This is a genomic window from Mycobacterium sp. NGS48 (assembly GCF_059812585.1).
In genome coordinates, this window is sequence record NZ_JCALCY010000011.1 from 60,521 (window position 1) to 77,055 (window position 16,535).

Sequence of the window (16,535 nt, forward strand, 5' to 3'; positions counted from 1 at the left end):
CGAAGCTCGGCATAGCCGCCTAGTCTCGCTTCCGAGCACCTGTTCAGTTTTAAACGAACGCTCAAAGTTGTTGACGCCGAGCACTATCGACGAGGAAGCGGATCCGGTTTAGTGATTGAGTTCGGGGCCTTACCACCCGAAATCAACTCGGGCCGAATGTACGCCGGGCCCGGAGCGGGTCCGCTGTTGGCCGCTGCGGTGGCCTGGGACGAACTGGCCGCCGGGCTGAGCTCCGCGGCCAGCGGCTACGGGTCAGTACTCTCCGAACTGGCCGGCCAGGTGTGGCGCGGCCCGACGTCGATCTCGATGTCGGCGGCGGCTGCCCCCTACGTGGCGTGGCTCAGCGCTACGGCCATCCAAGCTGAACAAGCGGCGGCGCAGGCGAAAGCGGCTGTGGTTGCCTATGAAACAGCGTTTGCAATGACGGTGCCGCCGCCGGTGATCGCGGCCAACCGCGCTGAATTGCTGGTCCTGATTGCCACCAACTTCCTCGGTCAAAACACCCCGGCGATCGCCGCCAACGAGGCTCATTACGCCGAAATGTGGGCCCAGGATGCGACAGCGATGTATGGCTACGCCGGTTCATCGGCGGCCGCAGCGAAGGTGAACCCGTACACGGAGCCGCCATCGACGACCAAGCCGGCCGGGCTCGCCGGCCAAGCCGCCGCAACGCTGCACGGCCTGACCGGGACGACCTCGTCATCCTCGTCGCCCGCGCCGGTCCTGGCGGGCCAGGGGAGCAAGTATCAGGACGCGTTTCTCCGCACCATCAGCACCCCGTATTTCTTCGGCGGGTTGGGAGAAAAGCTCAGCGGTCTGGCGAAGGGGATGACGCCCGTCGCTCAAGCCGCCAGTGCCGCCGCGACAACGTTGGGATCTCCCGGGGTGTCGAGCTTCGGGGGCTTCGCCGGCTTTGGCGGCGGCGCTCCGGTGTGGGCCGGCGTCGGCCAGGCTGCCTCGATCGGAAAGTTGTCGGTGCCACCAGCGTGGGCCGGAGCGGCTCCAGGGACAAGCCCGGCCGCTGCGGCAACACCGATCAGCAGCCTCACCGCGAGGCCCGACGCCACCCCGGCGGGTCTACTGCGGGGGTTGCCGTTGACGGGCACCGGCCGGCGGGCCGAAGGTTTCATTCACCGATACGGATTCCGCTATCCCGTCGTGCCGCGCCCGCCGGCAGCCGGGTAGCGCGTCGTCGATCGGGCCTCGCAGCGATTGGTCACGTGGCTGTCGTGAGTCGCGATTTCAACTGTCTGGTGAACACGTATTGCCCGCGGATGAACAGTGGCTGCCGAGGAATGAACACTTCGCGTCGACGCGGACGGCGCCGGTGATAACCACATAATCTCGAGTAGCGAGCGATGAAGCCCGTTGACGCAGAAGGCTATTTGAGGAGGACGCCACCCATGTCGTTCGTGACGACGCAGCCCGAAATGCTGTCGGCGGCGGCCGGCAACTTGCAGGGCATCGGCTCGGCGCTGGCAGCCCAGAATGCGGCCGCGGCAATGCCCACGACCGGAGTGATTCCCGCCGCCGCCGACGAGGTGTCAGCGCTGACGGCGGCGCAGTTCGCAGCGCACGCCCAGATGTACCAGGCCGTCAGCACCCAGGCTCAGGCGATCCACGAGATGTTCGTCAACACCCTGGGCGTCAGCGCCGGGTCGTATGCGGCGACCGAGGCCGCCAACGCGGTCGCGGCCGGCTGAGGGGAACAGACATGGATTTCGGGGCCTTACCGCCGGAGATCAATTCGGCGCGGATGTATGCCGGTGCCGGGTCGACGCCGATGATGGCGGCCGCCTCAGCATGGAATGCGCTTTCCGCTGAGCTGAGCTCGGCCGCCACCGGATACGAGAGCGTCATCACCAGGCTGTCCACCGAAGAGTGGACAGGTCTCGCGTCAACGTCGATGGCAACAGCGGCCGCTCCCTATGTGCAGTGGATGAGCGCAACCGCCGTCCAAGCCGAGCAGGCGGCCACCCAGGCCAACTCGGCGGCGGCTGCGTATGAAACCGCGTACGCGATGACGGTGCCCCCACCGATCGTCGCCGCTAATCGCACTCAGCTGGCGTCGCTGGTCTCGACAAACCTGTTGGGTCAGAACACGCCGGCCATCGCGACCACCGAGGCTCAGTACGGCGAGATGTGGGCCCAGGACGCCGCCGCGATGTACGGGTACGCAGGTCACTCGGCGGCTGCCGCGAAGGTGACGCCGTTCGTCCAGCCGCCGGCCACGGCCACCCCGGCCGGCCAGGCGACACAAGCCGCCGCGGTCGCCCATGCCACCGGCACCGCGGCCGGTACTCAGATGTCCCAGATGATCTCCAGGACGCCCAAGGCGCTGCAGGGACTCGCATCGCCGTTACAGTCCGCGGCGTCGTCGGGCTCGTCCACATCAGGGGCCGGTGGAATCCTGGGCGGGCTGCTCGGCGGATCCGGATCGACAGGCATTTTGGACCTGTGGGCGAAATACATTGGCCCCATCTATAACACGCTGGGTTTGCCGTACTTCGGCACCGGTATCGCGAACTCGATGCTGTCGGTGGGGAAGGCGCTTGCGCCGGCCGCATCGGCGGCCAAGGCCGCCACTGATGGGGCTAAGGCAGCGGCCGGGCTCCCGGGCTTGGGCGGCCTGCTGGGCGGCATTGGCGGCGGAGCCCCGGTATCTGCCGGGTTGGGCAACGCAGCCTCGGCCGGTGGCCTGTCCGTGCCCTCGTCGTGGGCGGGTGCGACACCAGCGCTCAACGGCACTGCCGCACCGCTGCCACTCAGCAGCGTCAGTGCAGCACCGGACATGGCCGGTGCTGGGAATCTATTGGGCGGCATGCCATTAGCGGGCGCCGGTGGTGGCGCAGCCGGGGCCGGGCCACGGTACGGCTTCCGCCCCACGGTCATGGTGCGGCCGCCGTTCGCTGGATAGTGGTCCCGCCGCTTCCACCTCTCCACGACCCGGCGAGCATTTTCCGCGGCGAGATTCTTAGTTGCAGAAGGCATCACAGCGTGGCCGTCGGGCAGGGGTGACCGATGGTCCGTAGCCCAAGATTCCTGCGCGATCATGCAGGTGACGACGCCCGACGTGAGCCGTTCGCGGCACAGTGATCAACCACATCGTGTCGAAGGACGCGATGAGCAAGAGGTTCAGGGCGTGCCTTGACTCGAGCGCGCCCGCCGCAGTGGCCATCTAACGTCACGACTTGACGCTCAGGGCTAGCGAGCATCACGGCGCACTGTGTCCGCAATCAGGCAGCAGAAAACGCGGAACTCAGTGTGCTCGTCGGCATAAGGAGGAGTCGTGATCATGGACTTCGGGGTGCTGCCGCCGGAGATCAACTCTGCACGCATGTATTCCGGACCCGGTTCAGTGCCGATGTGGGACGCGGCGTCAGCATGGGACGCGCTGGCCGCCGAATTGTATTCAGCCGCGACGTCCTACCAGTCGGTGGTTTCGAGGCTGACGGGCGGGCCGTGGCTGGGGCCGGCGTCGGCGTCGATGGCAGCCGCCGCTGCACCTTATGTGACGTGGACGAGAACCACTGCCGCTGAGGCTGAGCACACCGCCGCGAACGCCCGGGCGGCGGCGAATGCCTACGAGACGGCGTACGCGGCAACGGTTCCCCCATCGCAGATCGCAGCTAACCGCAGCCTGCTGAAAGCCCTGGCCGTGACGAACATCCTCGGCCAAAACAGCCCGTCCATCGCGGCCACCGAAGCCGATTACGACCGGATGTGGGCACAAGATGCCGCGACGATGTATGGCTACGCCGACGCTGCGCTGGCCGCTGCGACAGCGCCACGGTTCAGCGTGTCGCAGCCGGTCATCTCATCGGCTTCATCGTCGTCGTTATGGGATCAACTGAAGGCGGATCTGCAGAACATCTCCAAAAATCTCAATAGCGCTTTGCAAGTCGCCTATCGCCCGATATCGAGCTTCCAATTCGCGATCGGCGCGTTGAACAGCCTCACAGCTTCGAGCAGCAGCGCGACAGGCTCAGCGATCCGCGGCCCGGCCGGCGCGTTCCCTGGACTTGCCGGGTTAGGCGGTCTGCGGGGTGGGGCGCCGGTATCGGCGGCTGTGGGGCGGGCAGGCACCATCGGCAAGCTGTCCGTGCCACCAAACTGGGCCGCGGCTCCGGCGGCCAGTGCACGCGCCGCACCGCTGCCGCTCAGCGACCTCGGCGCGGTCGCTGAGCAGCCCGGAGGTTTACTGCGGGGCATGCCGCTAAGCGGCACGGGTCGGCGTAGCGAGGGCTTCGTCAACCGATATGGGTTGCGCCACAACGTGATGCCACGCCCGCCCGCCGCCGGATAGGAACCGAATATTAAGCGCGGGCCCGCTCGAGCACGTCTCGACAGGTGTAAATCGACCATGCGCTGCGACCGCGTAACCGCGCGCTCAGCTGCGGCTGCTTTATCCGCAGCCAGATTTTTACCGCTGCCGGAGTTGCGCACTGATGGCACGTCCTCGCTGACGAGCCAAGGGCAACAGCGAATTTCAACAGGTCACGGGGGAAAACGGGGCAGAGAACCCAGCCGGATGAACAGTTCGTAGCTGCAGATGAACGTCAGTTCGCCCAGACGACACCCGGCGTTCACCACGCGCGGCCCGGCCGAAGCGATTTAACGTCGCTAGCGAATCACTTGTTGACGGTCATTGGCCCGCTGGGCAATTGAGGAGGAAGCAACGTGTCGTTCGTGAACACACAGCCAGAAGCATTGACTGCCGCGGCCGGCAATCTACAGGTCATCGGTTCGGCCGTGGCTGCTCAGAATGCCGCTGCTGCCGCACCGACTACGGGAATCGTGCCGGCGGCCGCCGACGAGGTGTCGGCCCTGACCGCGGCACTGTTCGTCGCTCACGCGCAGACATATCAAGCCGTCAGCACGCAGGCAACGGCGATTCACGAGATGTTCGTGCACACCTTGGGCACCAGCGCCGGATCCTATGCGGCCACTGAGGCCGCCAACGCCGTTGCGACCGGCTAAAGATGGTTGTTAGCAATGGATTTCGGCGCTCTACCACCAGAGGTCAACGCGCTGCGCATGTACTCGGGTGCGGGTTCAGCACCGCTGGTGGCCGCGGCGTCTGCCTGGAATGGGCTGGCGGTCGAACTGAATTCGGCTGCCGCCGCCTATGACTCAGTCATCACACGACTGACCAGCGAAGAATGGCTCGGGCTGGCTTCAGCCACCATGGCGCAGGCGGCCGGGCCTTACGTGGCATGGATGAACACCAGCGCCGCGCAGGCAGAGCAGGCAGCGACCCATGCCCGAGCGGCCGCCGCTGCCTATGAAGCCGCACTTGCCGCCACTGTCCCGCCGCCACAAGTTGCGGCCAACCGGACTCAGCTGCAGGCGCTGGTTTCGACCAACCTCATAGGGCAAAACACCTCGGCAATCGCCTCGACCGAGGCGCAATACGGTGAGATGTGGGCTCAAAATGCCGCGGCCATGTACGGCTACGCCGGCAACTCGGCGGTCGCCGCGAAGGTGACATCGTTCGCCCCTCCGCAACAAACCACCAACACGGCTGGGCAGGCTGCGCAGGGTGCTGCGGTGGCCCAGGCGACCGGCACCGCCGGCCAGGCCCAGACATCCAAGGTCATCGCTACCGCGCAGAATGCGTTGCAGCAGCTCGCAACGCCCACCGCCGCTGCGTCGTCATCGTCGGGCGCGTCGACGTCGGGGGTCGATCAAGCCCTGGGCTCCTTGTACGGCTTGCTGGGGCTCAAGTACACGCCAGGTTCTCCTGTCGCGAACCTGCTCACCCCGTGGACGACATACATCGGTCCTATTGCCAACACGGAGTCGTTGGCGCACTACACCTTTGGCGCGTGGAACGGTCTGCAGGGCGTCATCAAGAATTTGACGCCGCCTGCCGCCAAAGCCGCCGGTGATGGAGCCAAAGCCGCCGCGGGGCTACCAGGCCTGGGGGGCCTGTTAAGCGGGGGCGCACCAGTGTCTGCGGGCTTGGGCAACGCGGCCTCGGTCGGCCGGTTGTCGGTGCCCTCGGCCTGGGCCGGGCCGACTGGGCCGGTGACCCCCGCCTCGCCACTCCCGATAAGCAGCGTCAGCGCCGCTCCCGACGCCGCAGAGGCCGGGAACCTCTTGGGCGGCATGCCATTGGCGGGCGCCGGAGCCGGCGCAGCCGGTAACGGACCCCGGTACGGTTTCCGCCCCACTGTCATGGCCCGTCCGCCGTTCGCCGGATAACGCTCGCCCGCGTTTTCGGCGTTCTGCGCATTTTGCGCCTCGTCGAGGACGCCGACCAGGGCAATCACGATAACCATGACGTCTTTTCGGCCGACATCGCGGCGGGTTCGTTGCGCTCAGCAGTCGGCTCGCCCGGCGGTACTCGCGTCCTGACGCGCATTGGTTGCTGAGCTCATGTACAACGACATTGGCGACGGCGCCTTTTTCGCGGCCAGATTTTTATGGCGCGCGGAGGCGCCGTGCCTTGCTGTTGCCACCCGATGCCGACGCGCCGCAATTGCCGCCGGAGCTGCTGGCTAACTCGGACCGAAGCGTTCGCGCAGGTCGGCCCGCCGTTTGGTCGGTGAACCAGCTATTTCCGAGCGCAGGCCGTTACTGGACCGTTACTGAAGATGAACATTCGGTGCTGTCAGGTAAACACTTGCCAACACCGGCCGTCGCGGGCGGCGTCGGGGGCTATTGCCATCTACGCTCAGGCACGGAAGCAATTGCTGACGCTTGCTGAGAAGGAGATAGGAAATGTCGTTCGTAACGACACAGCCGGAGGCGCTGACAGCGGCGGCCGGCAACCTGACGGGCATCGGCTCGGCTATGAGCGCGCAAAATGCGGCCGCAGCGGCCCCGACAACGGGTGTGATTCCAGCGGCAGCCGATGAGGTCTCGGCCCTGACGGCTGCGCAGTTCGCCGCACACGCGCAGATGTACCAGGCGGTCAGCGCTCAGGCGCAGGCGATCCACGAGATGTTCGTCAACACGCTGGGCACCAGCGCCGGGTCGTACGCGGCCACCGAGGCGGCAAACGCCGTCGCGGCGGGTTAGGCGTCCCGAGGTTTCGAAATGTTCTTCGATTTCGGGGTGCTGCCCCCGGAGATCAACTCCGGCCGGATGTACGCCGGTCCGGGTCCTGCACCGCTGCTGGCCGCCGCGTCGGCCTGGGACGGGATCGCGGCCGAACTGCATTCCACCGCAGCGTCCTACGGCTCGGTGATCTCCGGGTTGACGGCCGGGCCCTGGACCGGTCCGGCCGCGACGTCGATGTCAGCAGCAGCCGCACCGTACGTCACGTGGCTGACGGCCACCGGCGCCCAGGCTGAACAGACCGCCAACCAGGCCAGGGCAGCAGCGGTCGCGTATGAGGCCGCGTTCGCCGCGACCGTGCCACCGCCGGTGATTGCGGCAAACCGTGCTCAGTTGATGTCACTGATCGCGACGAACATCCTCGGGCAGAACACCCCGGCGATCGCGGCGACCGAGGCGCATTACGGCGAGATGTGGGCTCAGGATGCCACCGCGATGCACGTCTACGCCGGTACGTCGGCGGCGACCTGGAAGTTCACGCCGTTCGCCCCGCCGGCGCAGACCACCAACCCGGGGGCGGCCGCCACTCAGGCCGCGGCGGTCGGTAATGCCTCCGCGGTCTCGGCTGGTACCCATGCGCAGACGGTGGCGTCGATGGCTACCTCGCCCGCCAGCACCGTGCAAAGCCTTGCGTCGTCATCTGGGTCGCCGCTGTCGCTCAAAGACGCCCTCGGCTACGCCACGATGGTCCCGCAGAACAGTAGTTACCTGCTCTCGCTGGGCAATTCGATGAACGGGCTCTCTAAGGCTTTCACCGGGTCGACCACTGCGGCCAGCGGTGCGGCTGCGGCCATGGCACCGGCGCTCAGTTCGGGCACCGGCGGTCTGAGCGGCCTCAGCGGCCTTGGTAACGCCGGATCGGCAGTGTCGGCCGGATTAGGCCGCGCCGGCACGATCGGGCCATTGTCGGTACCCCAGACCTGGGCCGCCGCAGCCCCGAACATCGGCGCGGGCACCTCCGCATTGCCGGGGGCGGGCTTCGGCGCCTCCTCGGTCGGAGCAGGTAATCCGAGCATGCTCGGTGGGATGCCGATGCTTGCCAACGCGGCGCGCGGCGGCACCCCCGCTGGTGCTACGCCGCGGTTCGACATGCGTCCTGTCGTAGTGCCGCACTCGCCGGCGGCCGGCTAGCGGGAAAGGGGGGCTGATCCGTGTGTTCCAGGCCGGCGGTTGCGCCACCGCGCAGCCGGCCCCGGCTACCACAACGTCCATCGCAGATCACTACTTACTAAGGAGACATTCAGGTGACCACGCGCTTTATGACCGACCCGCACGCGATGCGGGATATGGCGGGCCGTTTTGATGTGCACGCCCAAACCGTCGAAGACGAAGCCCGCAAAATGTGGGCGTCGAGCCAAAACATCGCCGGAGCCGGCTGGAGCGGAACCGCCCAGCTGACCTCTCACGACACCATGGGCCAGATGAACACCGCGTTTCGCAACATCGTCAACATGCTCCACGGCGTGCGCGACGGCCTGATCCGCGACGCCAACAACTACGAGCAGCAAGAGCAGGCGTCGCAGCAGATTCTGAGCAGTTGACCCGCTGCGGCGACAGCCGTGGCTGCGTAAGCTTTCACACGTTAGGAGAACACTTGTCATGACGATCAACTACCAATTCGGCGATGTGGATGCCCACGGCGCGCTGATCCGCGCCCAAGCCGCCTCCCTGGAAGCCGAACACCAGGCCATCGTCCGCGATGTGCTTGCTGCCGGCGACTTTTGGGGCGGCGCGGGCTCGGTGGCCTGCCAGGAGTTCATCACCCAGTTGGGCCGCAACTTCCAGGTGATCTACGAACAGGCCAACACCCACGGCCAAAAGGTGCAAACGGCCGGCAACAACATGGCCAGCACCGATAGCGCCGTCGGCTCCAGCTGGGCCTAAGTACTCAACCCCAGGCGCGGCAGCACACCCGAGTCGGTGTGTGCTGCCGCGTCCTGTGGTCTTTAACCACAGCGACCCGAAAGTAGCGATGGACCAACAGGGCACGCGCACCGACATCACCGTCAACGTCGAGGGTTTCTGGATGCTCCAGGCGCTGCTGGACATCCGGCACGTCGCACCCGAACTGCGCTGTCGGCCCTACGTCTCCACCGATTCCAACGACTGGCTCAACGAGCACCCCGGGATGGCGGTGATGCGCCAAGAAGGCATCGTCACCGGCGAGACGGTTGACGAGCAGGTCGCCGCCCGGTTGCGGGTGCTGGCCGCACCCGACTTGGAAATCGTCGTGCTGCTGTCCCGGGGCAAACTGCTCTACGGTGTCAACGAGCCGACCGAGGAAGGCGAAGAGCCGCCGGTCGGATCCCGGGACATCCCGGACAACGAATTCCGGGTGGTGCTGGCCCGACGCGGCCAGCATTGGGTCTCGGCGGTACGTGTCGCCAATGACATCACCGTCGACGACGTGGCGATCGCCGACACCGCCTCGATCGCCGCACTGGTCTTTGACGGACTGGAGTCGATTCACCATGCCGACCCGGCGGCAATCAACGCCGTCAACGTACCGCTCGAGGAAATGCTGGAAGCGACAAAGGCCTGGCAGGGCGCAGGGTTCAACGTTTTCTCCGGCGGAGACCTGCGTCGACTGGGCATCAGCGCGGCCACCGTGGCCGCCCTTGGACAGGCGCTGTCGGATCCCGCGGCCGAGGCCGCGGTCTACGCGCGGCAATACCGCGACGACGCTCGGGCGCCAAGCGCGTCGGTGCTGTCGCTGAAGGACGGATCGGGCGGGCGCATCGCCATGTACCAGCAAGCCCGGACAGCCGGGTCGGGCGAGGCGTGGCTGGCGATCTGTCCGGCCACCCCGCAGTTGGTGCAAGTCGGAGTCAAGACCGTTTTAGAAACGCTGCCGTATGGAGAGTGGAAAACGCACCGCAGAGTTTAACAATCCCGCAGAAAAACTGCCTACACCAAGGGTTTTCGGGAAAACAATCACTCGGGATGCAGATCCGGGGAAATGCTCTAGAATTGGCTCAGCAATTGGGGCGGGCGTCGCCATTTAATAGCGAGGCAAGACACATGGACTCAGAATTCGTCGACAAAGGGGCAGCACTATGACCGCGGTGGTGGCCGAAGCGCAGCAATCGGGCGCTGAGGCGGTTTCCTCACCTCAGGCGGCGGTGATCGCCATCATGGCCGCCGATGTGCAGATCGGCGTGCTGCTGGACGCCAATGCTCCGGTATCGGTCATGGTCGACCCACTGCTGAAGGTCGTCAACAACCGGCTGCGCGAGCTGGATGTGGCGCCGCTGGAGGCCACCGGACGCGGCCGCTGGATGTTGTGCCTGATCGACGGCACCCCGTTGCGGGCCGCGCAGTCCCTGTCCGAGCAGGACGTCTTCGACGGCGACCGGCTATGGCTGCGGTTCATCGAGGACACCGAGCACCGGTCGCAGGTGATCGAGCACATCTCGACGGCGGTGTCGGTGAACCTGTCCAAACGGTTCGCAGCCATCGATCCGGTTGTCGCCGTGCAAGTCGGCGCCGCGATGCTGTCGGTGGGAGTGCTGCTCGCCGCGGCCGCCCTGGGGTGGTGGCGGTGGCGGGATGATTCCTGGCTGACAGCCAGCTACGCCGCGGTGGTTGCGGTGCTGGTGCTGACGGTGGCGACGCTGGTGCTGATGCGTTCGACATCTGTCTCCGAACGCCGGGTGGGCGACATGATCCTGGTCAGCGGGCTGGCACCGCTGGCGGTGGCGGCCGCGGCGGCACCACCGGGTCCGGTAGGGGCACCGCATGCGGTGCTGGGTTTCGCGGTCGTCGGCGTCGGGTCGGTGCTTGCGCTGCGGTTCACCGGTCGGCGCCTGGGCCTCTACACCGCGATCATCACCATCTGTGTTGCCACCACGGTGGCCAGCCTGGCACGCATGCTGCTGTTGACCAGTGCGGTGACGCTGATGTCGTGCGTGCTGCTTGCCTGTGTGATCGGGTATCACGCTGCGCCATCGCTGTCCCGCTGGCTGTCTGGTATCCGGCTGCCGGTATTTCCTTCTGCCACCAGTCGCTGGGTGTTCGAGGCCCGGCCCGATCTGCCGACCACCGTGGTCTTGTCCGGCAGCGGACGTCCGACCCTGGAAGGTCCTTCCTCGGTGCGCGACGTGGTGCTGCGCGCCCAGCGCGCCCGGGCGTTTTTGACCGGGCTGCTGGTCGGGTTGGGTGTGCTGGTCGTGGTGTGCCTGGCCGGACTGTGCGACCCGCACACCGGTCAGCGGTGGCTGCCGGTACTGCTGGCCGCCTCCACTGCCGGTTTCCTGATGTTGCGTGGACGCTCCTATGTGGACCGCTGGCAGGCGATCACGCTGGCCTTGACCGCCGTAATCATCGTGGCGGCCGTGGTGGGGCGGTATGTGCTGGTGTTGTCTTCACCACTGTCGGTGTCGGTAGGCGCGGGAATTTTGGTGCTGCTGCCGGCCGCCGGGTTGACCGCCGCGGCGGTTGTGCCCAACACGATCTACAGTCCACTGTTCCGCAAATTCGTGGAGTGGATCGAATACCTGTGCCTGATGCCGATATTCCCGCTGGCATTGTGGTTGATGAATGTCTATGCAGCGATCCGGTATCGGTAGCCGTACGGCAGCGCTGGCTGCCACCACGCTCATCGTGGCCTCGGCGGCTTTGGCAGGTTCGCCAACGGCGTACGCGATCGCTCCGCCGGTGGTCGACCCCGCGGCAGTGCCGCCCGACAGCCCCCCCGGCCCCGAACAGCCGATGCGGCAAACCTCGTACTGCACCGAGGTTGGCGTGTTGCCCGGCACCGACTTTCGGATCCAGCCGAAGTACATGGACATGCTGAACCTGCCCGAAGCCTGGCGGTTCGGCCGTGGCGGCGGGGTGAAGGTCGCCGTCATCGATACCGGGGTGACGCCGCACCCGAGACTGCCGCGCCTAGCGGGAGGCGGCGACTACGTGATGGCCGGCGGCGACGGGCTGTCGGACTGCGACGCGCACGGCACGCTCGTGGCGTCGATGATCGCCGCCGCCCCGGCCAGCGGCGTAGCCGCGGCACCGCCGCCGGAGCGCAAGCCGCTTCCGGTACCCACCAACGAACCGCCGCCCCCTGCGCCACCGCCCCAGACCATCACGTTGTCGGTGCCGCCGCCACCGCCCCAGACGGTGACCATGGTCCCCCCGCCGCCCGAGGAGCCGGCGCAGCCTGCATTCCCGTGGAATCCGGCACCACCGAAAGCTCCGGCGGCCAACCGGCAGCACGGAACGTTCGTGGCACCGGGCTATTCCGGCGGCGGGCGTGTCCGCGCCGTCGACCAACCGCGGCCGGCTGCTCCCGAGCCCCCGGCGCCGGGTCAACCAACCGACGCGTTCAGCGGCATCGCTCCCGACGTCGACTTGATCTCGATCCGGCAGTCCAGCCAGGCGTTCGGTCTTAAGGATGCGTTTACCGGCGATGAGGATCCGCAGACCCGGCAGAAGATGGACAACATCCGGACCATGGCGCGAGCGATCGTGCATGCGGCCAACATGGGTGCCTCGGTGATCAACATCTCTCAGGTGCTGTGCATGAGCGCGCGCAGCGTCCTCGATCAGGCCGACCTGGGCGCCGCTGTGCGTTATGCGGCGGTTGATAAGGACGCGGTCATCGTCGCTGCCGCCGGTGACACCAGTCAGAAGGACTGCAAACAGAATCCGCTCTATGATCCCTTGCGGCCCAACGATCCCCGTGATTGGAACGGCGTGACAACCGTAGTGACCCCGGCATGGTTCGACGAGTATGTCCTGACCGTCGGCGCCGTTGATGCCGCCGGCGCGCCGCTGGACAAGACGAGCGTGGCCGGGCCGTGGGTGTCCATCGCAGCACCAGGCACCGACATCGTCGGGCTCTCGCCGCGGCAGGACAGCTTGGTCAACGCGATCGACGGTCCGGATAACACGCTGCTGGTGCCGACCGGCACCAGCTTTTCCACCGCGATCGTCTCCGGAGTGGCGGCGCTGGTCCGGGCCAAGCATCCCGAGCTGTCGTCGCATCAGATCATCAACCGGTTGATCCGCACGGCCAGGGCGCCCGCCCGTGGCGTGGACAACCAGATCGGACATGGTGTGGTGGACCCGGTTGCCGCACTGACCTGGGACGTTCCAGATGGTCCGGTGAAGCCCAAAGAGTTGTCGTCGCCGCTGAAGCTGCCGCCATCGCCCCCCGAGCGCAACATGACGCCGGTCTGGGTGGCCGCTGGCGGACTGGCTGCGGCGGTGCTGCTGGTGGCAGCGATATTCGGAAGTGCGAAATTGATGCGATGGTCGGCGAGGGAGCGATGAAGGCGGAGCGATGGTTCGGGCTGGCCCTGTCGTGGCCGCGGATCACCGCGGTCTTTCTCGTCGACGTCGCAATACTGGCGATCGCCAGTCATTGCCCGGACGCTTGGCAGAGAAACCACGTCGCGTGGTGGGTGGGCGTCGGTGTTGCAGTGCTGGTGACTGTCGCCGCGATCGTGACTCACCGGGGAATCCCGCTCGCCTCGGCACCTGTTGCACGGGTGCGTAACTGGTATGCCGATCCGGAAGCGCTGGTGGCCGGGTGCACGCCGGCAATCGATCACCAGCGCCGGTTTGGCCGGGACGTGGTCGGAATTCGTGAATACGACGGTCGGCTGGTGACGGTGATCGCGGTGGAAGGGCCCGCCGACGCACCATCGGGCCGGCATGGCCAGCGGGCCGGCTCACCCGGCGCGCTACCGGTGGAGGCGGTTGCTTCGGCCTTGCGGCAGTTCGACGTTCGTTTGGACGGCGTCGACATCGTCTCGGTGGGCGAACGGCAGGGGCCCAAGGGTCCCGGAGAATGGGCGTCGGCCAGTCAAGACGATCTCGAGGCCGGGGAGAAGCAACGCCCGCTCGAGGACCGCAGGATTTGGATCATCCTGCGGATGGACCCGCAGCACAACGTGGCGGCGGTGGCAGCGCGCGATTCGCTGGCCTCTACGCTCGCGGCGGCCACCGAGCGACTCTCTCAAGACCTCGACGGGCGGCGCTGCATGGCCCGCATCCTTACTGCCGCCGAGATCGCCGATGTCGACGACGCGCTGTTGGCGGGCCTGGACCCCGGCCAGATTCGGCCGTACTGGCGCTTTCTCAAGTGCGCTGACGTGTATGTGACGAGCTTTTGGGTGTCGCCGGCGGACATCACCGAGGCCATGCTGGACGAGCTGTGGCTCGCCGACACCGACGTCACTGTCGTGACGGTCCGGCTCACCCCGCGACGCGGCGGCATCGACGTGTCGGCGTTCGTGCGCTATCACAGCGACACACGCCTACCAAAAAATATGTGGAGCGGGCTGAATCGACTCACCGGACGCCAACTGCAGGCAGTGCGCGCCAGCTTGCCGGCCCCTATGGCAGGCCCGGCGCTGATGATGTCAAGCCGGGTGCTGAGCGACGACGAATCAGTCACGGTCGCGATTGACTCGGTCGCTCCGCCCTACCCGGTGAGCGGCGCCGGGACGCCGCAATGACCAGGCCGCAGACCGCCGCGACGGATGCCCGTAACGCGATGGTCGCCGGCTTGCTGGCGTCTGGCGTCTCTGTGAACGGCCTACAGCCCAGCGACAATCCGCAGGTGGCGCTGCAGATGTTCACCACGGCCAGCCGCCTTGACCCCGACATGTGCGATGCCTGGCTGGCCCGGGTGCTGGCCGGTGAGCAGGATCTCGAGGTGCTCACCAATGCCTGGGAAACCGCGAAGACGTTCGGCTGGGAGATCCGCCGTCTGGGTCTGTCGGATTTGGAGTTTCGCCCCGAGGTGTCCGACGGGCTGTTTCTGCGACTGGCCGTCACCAGCGTGGAATCGCTGGCGGCCGCCTATGCCGCGGCGCTGGTCGATGCGAAACGCTATGAGCAAGCCGCACGGCTGCTTGATCAGACCGAGCCACGGCATGCCTTCGACGCGGAGCTGATCGCCTATGTCCGTGGTGTGCTGTATTTCCGCACCGGCCGTTGGCCCGATGTGCTCACTCAGTTTCCGCCGTCCACGCAGTGGCGTCATCCCGAGTTGAAGGCCGCCGGAGCGGCGATGGCTACGACCGCGTTGGCGTCGCTGGGGGTTTTCGAGGAAGCCACCCACCGTGCCCAAGAAGCGATCGAGGGCGACCGGGTGCCCAACGCGGCCAACGTCGCCATGTACACCAAGGGAATGTGCCTGCGGCACTTGGGCCGCGAGGACGAGGCGGTCGAGATGCTGCGGCGCGTCTATTCGCGTGACGCCAAGTTCGCCCCCGCCCGTGAAGCACTGGACAACCCCAACTATCGGCTGGTGCTGACCGATCCGGAAACCATCGAGGCGCGGACAGACCCGTGGGATCCCGACAGCGCGCCGACCCGCGAGCAGGCCGAAGCTGCCCGGCACGCCGAGATGGCCAAGAAGTACTTGGCTGAAGGCGATGCGGAGCTCAATGCGATGTTGGGCATGGAACAGGCCAAACGCGAAATCAAACTGATCAAGTCGACAACCAAAGTGAATCTGGCCCGCGCCAAAATGGGTCTGCCCGTGCCTATCTCGTCGCGACACACATTGCTCTTAGGTCCGCCCGGCACCGGCAAGACGACGGTGGCGCGAGCGTTCAGCAAACAGCTGTGCGGGCTGACCGTGCTTCGGAAACCGTTGGTGGTGGAGACCAGCCGCTCCAAGCTGCTCGGTCGCTACATGGCCGACGCTGAGAAGAACACTGAGGAGATGCTCGAAGAGGCGCTGGGCGGGGCCGTCTTCTTCGATGAGATGCACAACCTGCATGAGCGCGGCTACTCGCAGGGCGACGCTTACGGCAACGCGATTATCAACACATTGCTGCTGTACATGGAGAATCACCGCGACGAGCTGGTGGTGTTCGGGGCTGGTTACGCCAAAGCGATGGAGCGGATGCTGGAGGTGAACCAGGGTCTGCGGCGGCGGTTTTCGACGGTGATCGAGTTCTACAGTTACACACCGCCGGAGTTGATCGCGCTCACCCAGCTGATGGGCCGGGAAAACGAGGACGTGATCACCGACGACGCGGTCGAGGTGTTGTTGCCGTCGTACACAAAGTTCTACGACGACGAAACCCTCTCCGAGGACGGCGATCTGATCCGGGGTATTGACGTACTCGGCAATGCGGGGTTCGTGCGTAACGTGGTGGAAAAGGCTCGTGACCACCGCAGTTTCCGCCTCGACGACGAAGACCTGGACGCGGTGCTGTCAAGTGAGCTCGACGAGTTCAGCGAGGACCAGCTGCGGCGGTTCAAGGAGTTGACCCGCGACGATCTCGCCGAGGGACTCGGTGCGGCTGTGGCCGAGAAGAAGAGCGCATAGGCGCTGACGCCCGGCTGTCACACAGCAAGTCGACAGCTAACTGTGACGCAACTGGCAGACGGTCTCCGCTGCACGTCGCTAAGCTATGCCCGCAAGAAGATATCCGCTGGACAACGCGGTTTGCTAGTCGCGGTCTGCACTACCAGCAGTACCGCGCCGTAGTTGGCTGTAGCAATCCAGA

At 66.3% G+C, this 16,535-nt stretch carries 15 protein-coding genes; all 15 read left to right on the plus strand.

Annotated elements, in window-relative coordinates; translation table 11 throughout:
• Nucleotides 1–114: 114 nt before the first annotated feature.
• Nucleotides 115–1,185, plus strand: coding sequence for a PPE family protein (locus AC5Y42_RS18025; RefSeq protein WP_499899997.1), 1,071 nt, complete (start codon nt 115–117; stop codon nt 1,183–1,185).
• A gap of 218 nt (nt 1,186–1,403) precedes the next feature.
• Complete coding sequence (locus AC5Y42_RS18030; protein ID WP_499899957.1) at nt 1,404–1,703, plus strand: PE family protein; 300 nt, start codon at nt 1,404–1,406, stop codon at nt 1,701–1,703.
• 11 nt (nt 1,704–1,714) lie between these two features.
• On the plus strand, nt 1,715–2,917 hold the full coding sequence (locus AC5Y42_RS18035) for a PPE family protein (RefSeq protein WP_499899958.1): 1,203 nt from the start codon (nt 1,715–1,717) through the stop codon (nt 2,915–2,917).
• Nucleotides 2,918–3,295: 378 nt separating this feature from the next.
• On the plus strand, nt 3,296–4,306 hold the full coding sequence (locus AC5Y42_RS18040; protein ID WP_499899998.1) for a PPE family protein: 1,011 nt from the start codon (nt 3,296–3,298) through the stop codon (nt 4,304–4,306).
• Between the two features lie 374 nt (nt 4,307–4,680).
• On the plus strand, nt 4,681–4,980 hold the full coding sequence (locus AC5Y42_RS18045) for a PE family protein (RefSeq protein WP_499899959.1): 300 nt from the start codon (nt 4,681–4,683) through the stop codon (nt 4,978–4,980).
• Nucleotides 4,981–4,995: 15 nt separating this feature from the next.
• A complete protein-coding gene (locus AC5Y42_RS18050) occupies nt 4,996–6,207 on the plus strand; it encodes a PPE family protein (protein WP_499899960.1) in 1,212 nt (403 codons plus the stop codon).
• 519 nt (nt 6,208–6,726) lie between these two features.
• Nucleotides 6,727–7,026, plus strand: coding sequence for a PE family protein (locus AC5Y42_RS18055; RefSeq protein ID WP_499883864.1), 300 nt, complete (start codon nt 6,727–6,729; stop codon nt 7,024–7,026).
• A gap of 18 nt (nt 7,027–7,044) precedes the next feature.
• Nucleotides 7,045–8,196: a PPE family protein gene (locus tag AC5Y42_RS18060; protein WP_499899961.1), complete on the plus strand. Its 1,152-nt coding sequence runs from the start codon at nt 7,045–7,047 to the stop codon at nt 8,194–8,196.
• Between the two features lie 113 nt (nt 8,197–8,309).
• Nucleotides 8,310–8,606: a WXG100 family type VII secretion target gene (locus AC5Y42_RS18065; RefSeq protein ID WP_499883910.1), complete on the plus strand. Its 297-nt coding sequence runs from the start codon at nt 8,310–8,312 to the stop codon at nt 8,604–8,606.
• Nucleotides 8,607–8,664: 58 nt separating this feature from the next.
• Nucleotides 8,665–8,949 carry a WXG100 family type VII secretion target gene (locus AC5Y42_RS18070; protein ID WP_499891789.1) on the plus strand — a complete coding sequence of 95 codons (285 nt, stop codon included), beginning with the start codon at nt 8,665–8,667 and terminating at the stop codon, nt 8,947–8,949.
• Nucleotides 8,950–9,037: 88 nt separating this feature from the next.
• Nucleotides 9,038–9,952, plus strand: a complete 915-nt coding sequence (locus AC5Y42_RS18075; protein ID WP_499899962.1) for an ESX secretion-associated protein EspG — start codon at nt 9,038–9,040, stop codon at nt 9,950–9,952.
• Nucleotides 9,953–10,121: 169 nt separating this feature from the next.
• A complete protein-coding gene (eccD, locus tag AC5Y42_RS18080) occupies nt 10,122–11,633 on the plus strand; it encodes a type VII secretion integral membrane protein EccD (protein ID WP_499899963.1) in 1,512 nt (503 codons plus the stop codon).
• Nucleotides 11,611–13,335: a type VII secretion-associated serine protease mycosin gene (gene mycP, locus AC5Y42_RS18085; RefSeq protein WP_499899999.1), complete on the plus strand. Its 1,725-nt coding sequence runs from the start codon at nt 11,611–11,613 to the stop codon at nt 13,333–13,335. Before eccD ends, mycP begins: the two co-directional genes overlap by 23 nt.
• Nucleotides 13,332–14,525 carry a type VII secretion protein EccE gene (eccE, locus tag AC5Y42_RS18090; RefSeq protein WP_499899964.1) on the plus strand — a complete coding sequence of 398 codons (1,194 nt, stop codon included), beginning with the start codon at nt 13,332–13,334 and terminating at the stop codon, nt 14,523–14,525. Before mycP ends, eccE begins: the two co-directional genes overlap by 4 nt.
• Nucleotides 14,522–16,354 carry a type VII secretion AAA-ATPase EccA gene (eccA, locus tag AC5Y42_RS18095; protein ID WP_499899965.1) on the plus strand — a complete coding sequence of 611 codons (1,833 nt, stop codon included), beginning with the start codon at nt 14,522–14,524 and terminating at the stop codon, nt 16,352–16,354. The genes eccE and eccA overlap by 4 nt, the downstream gene beginning before the upstream one ends.
• The last annotated feature ends 181 nt before the right edge of the window (nt 16,355–16,535 follow it).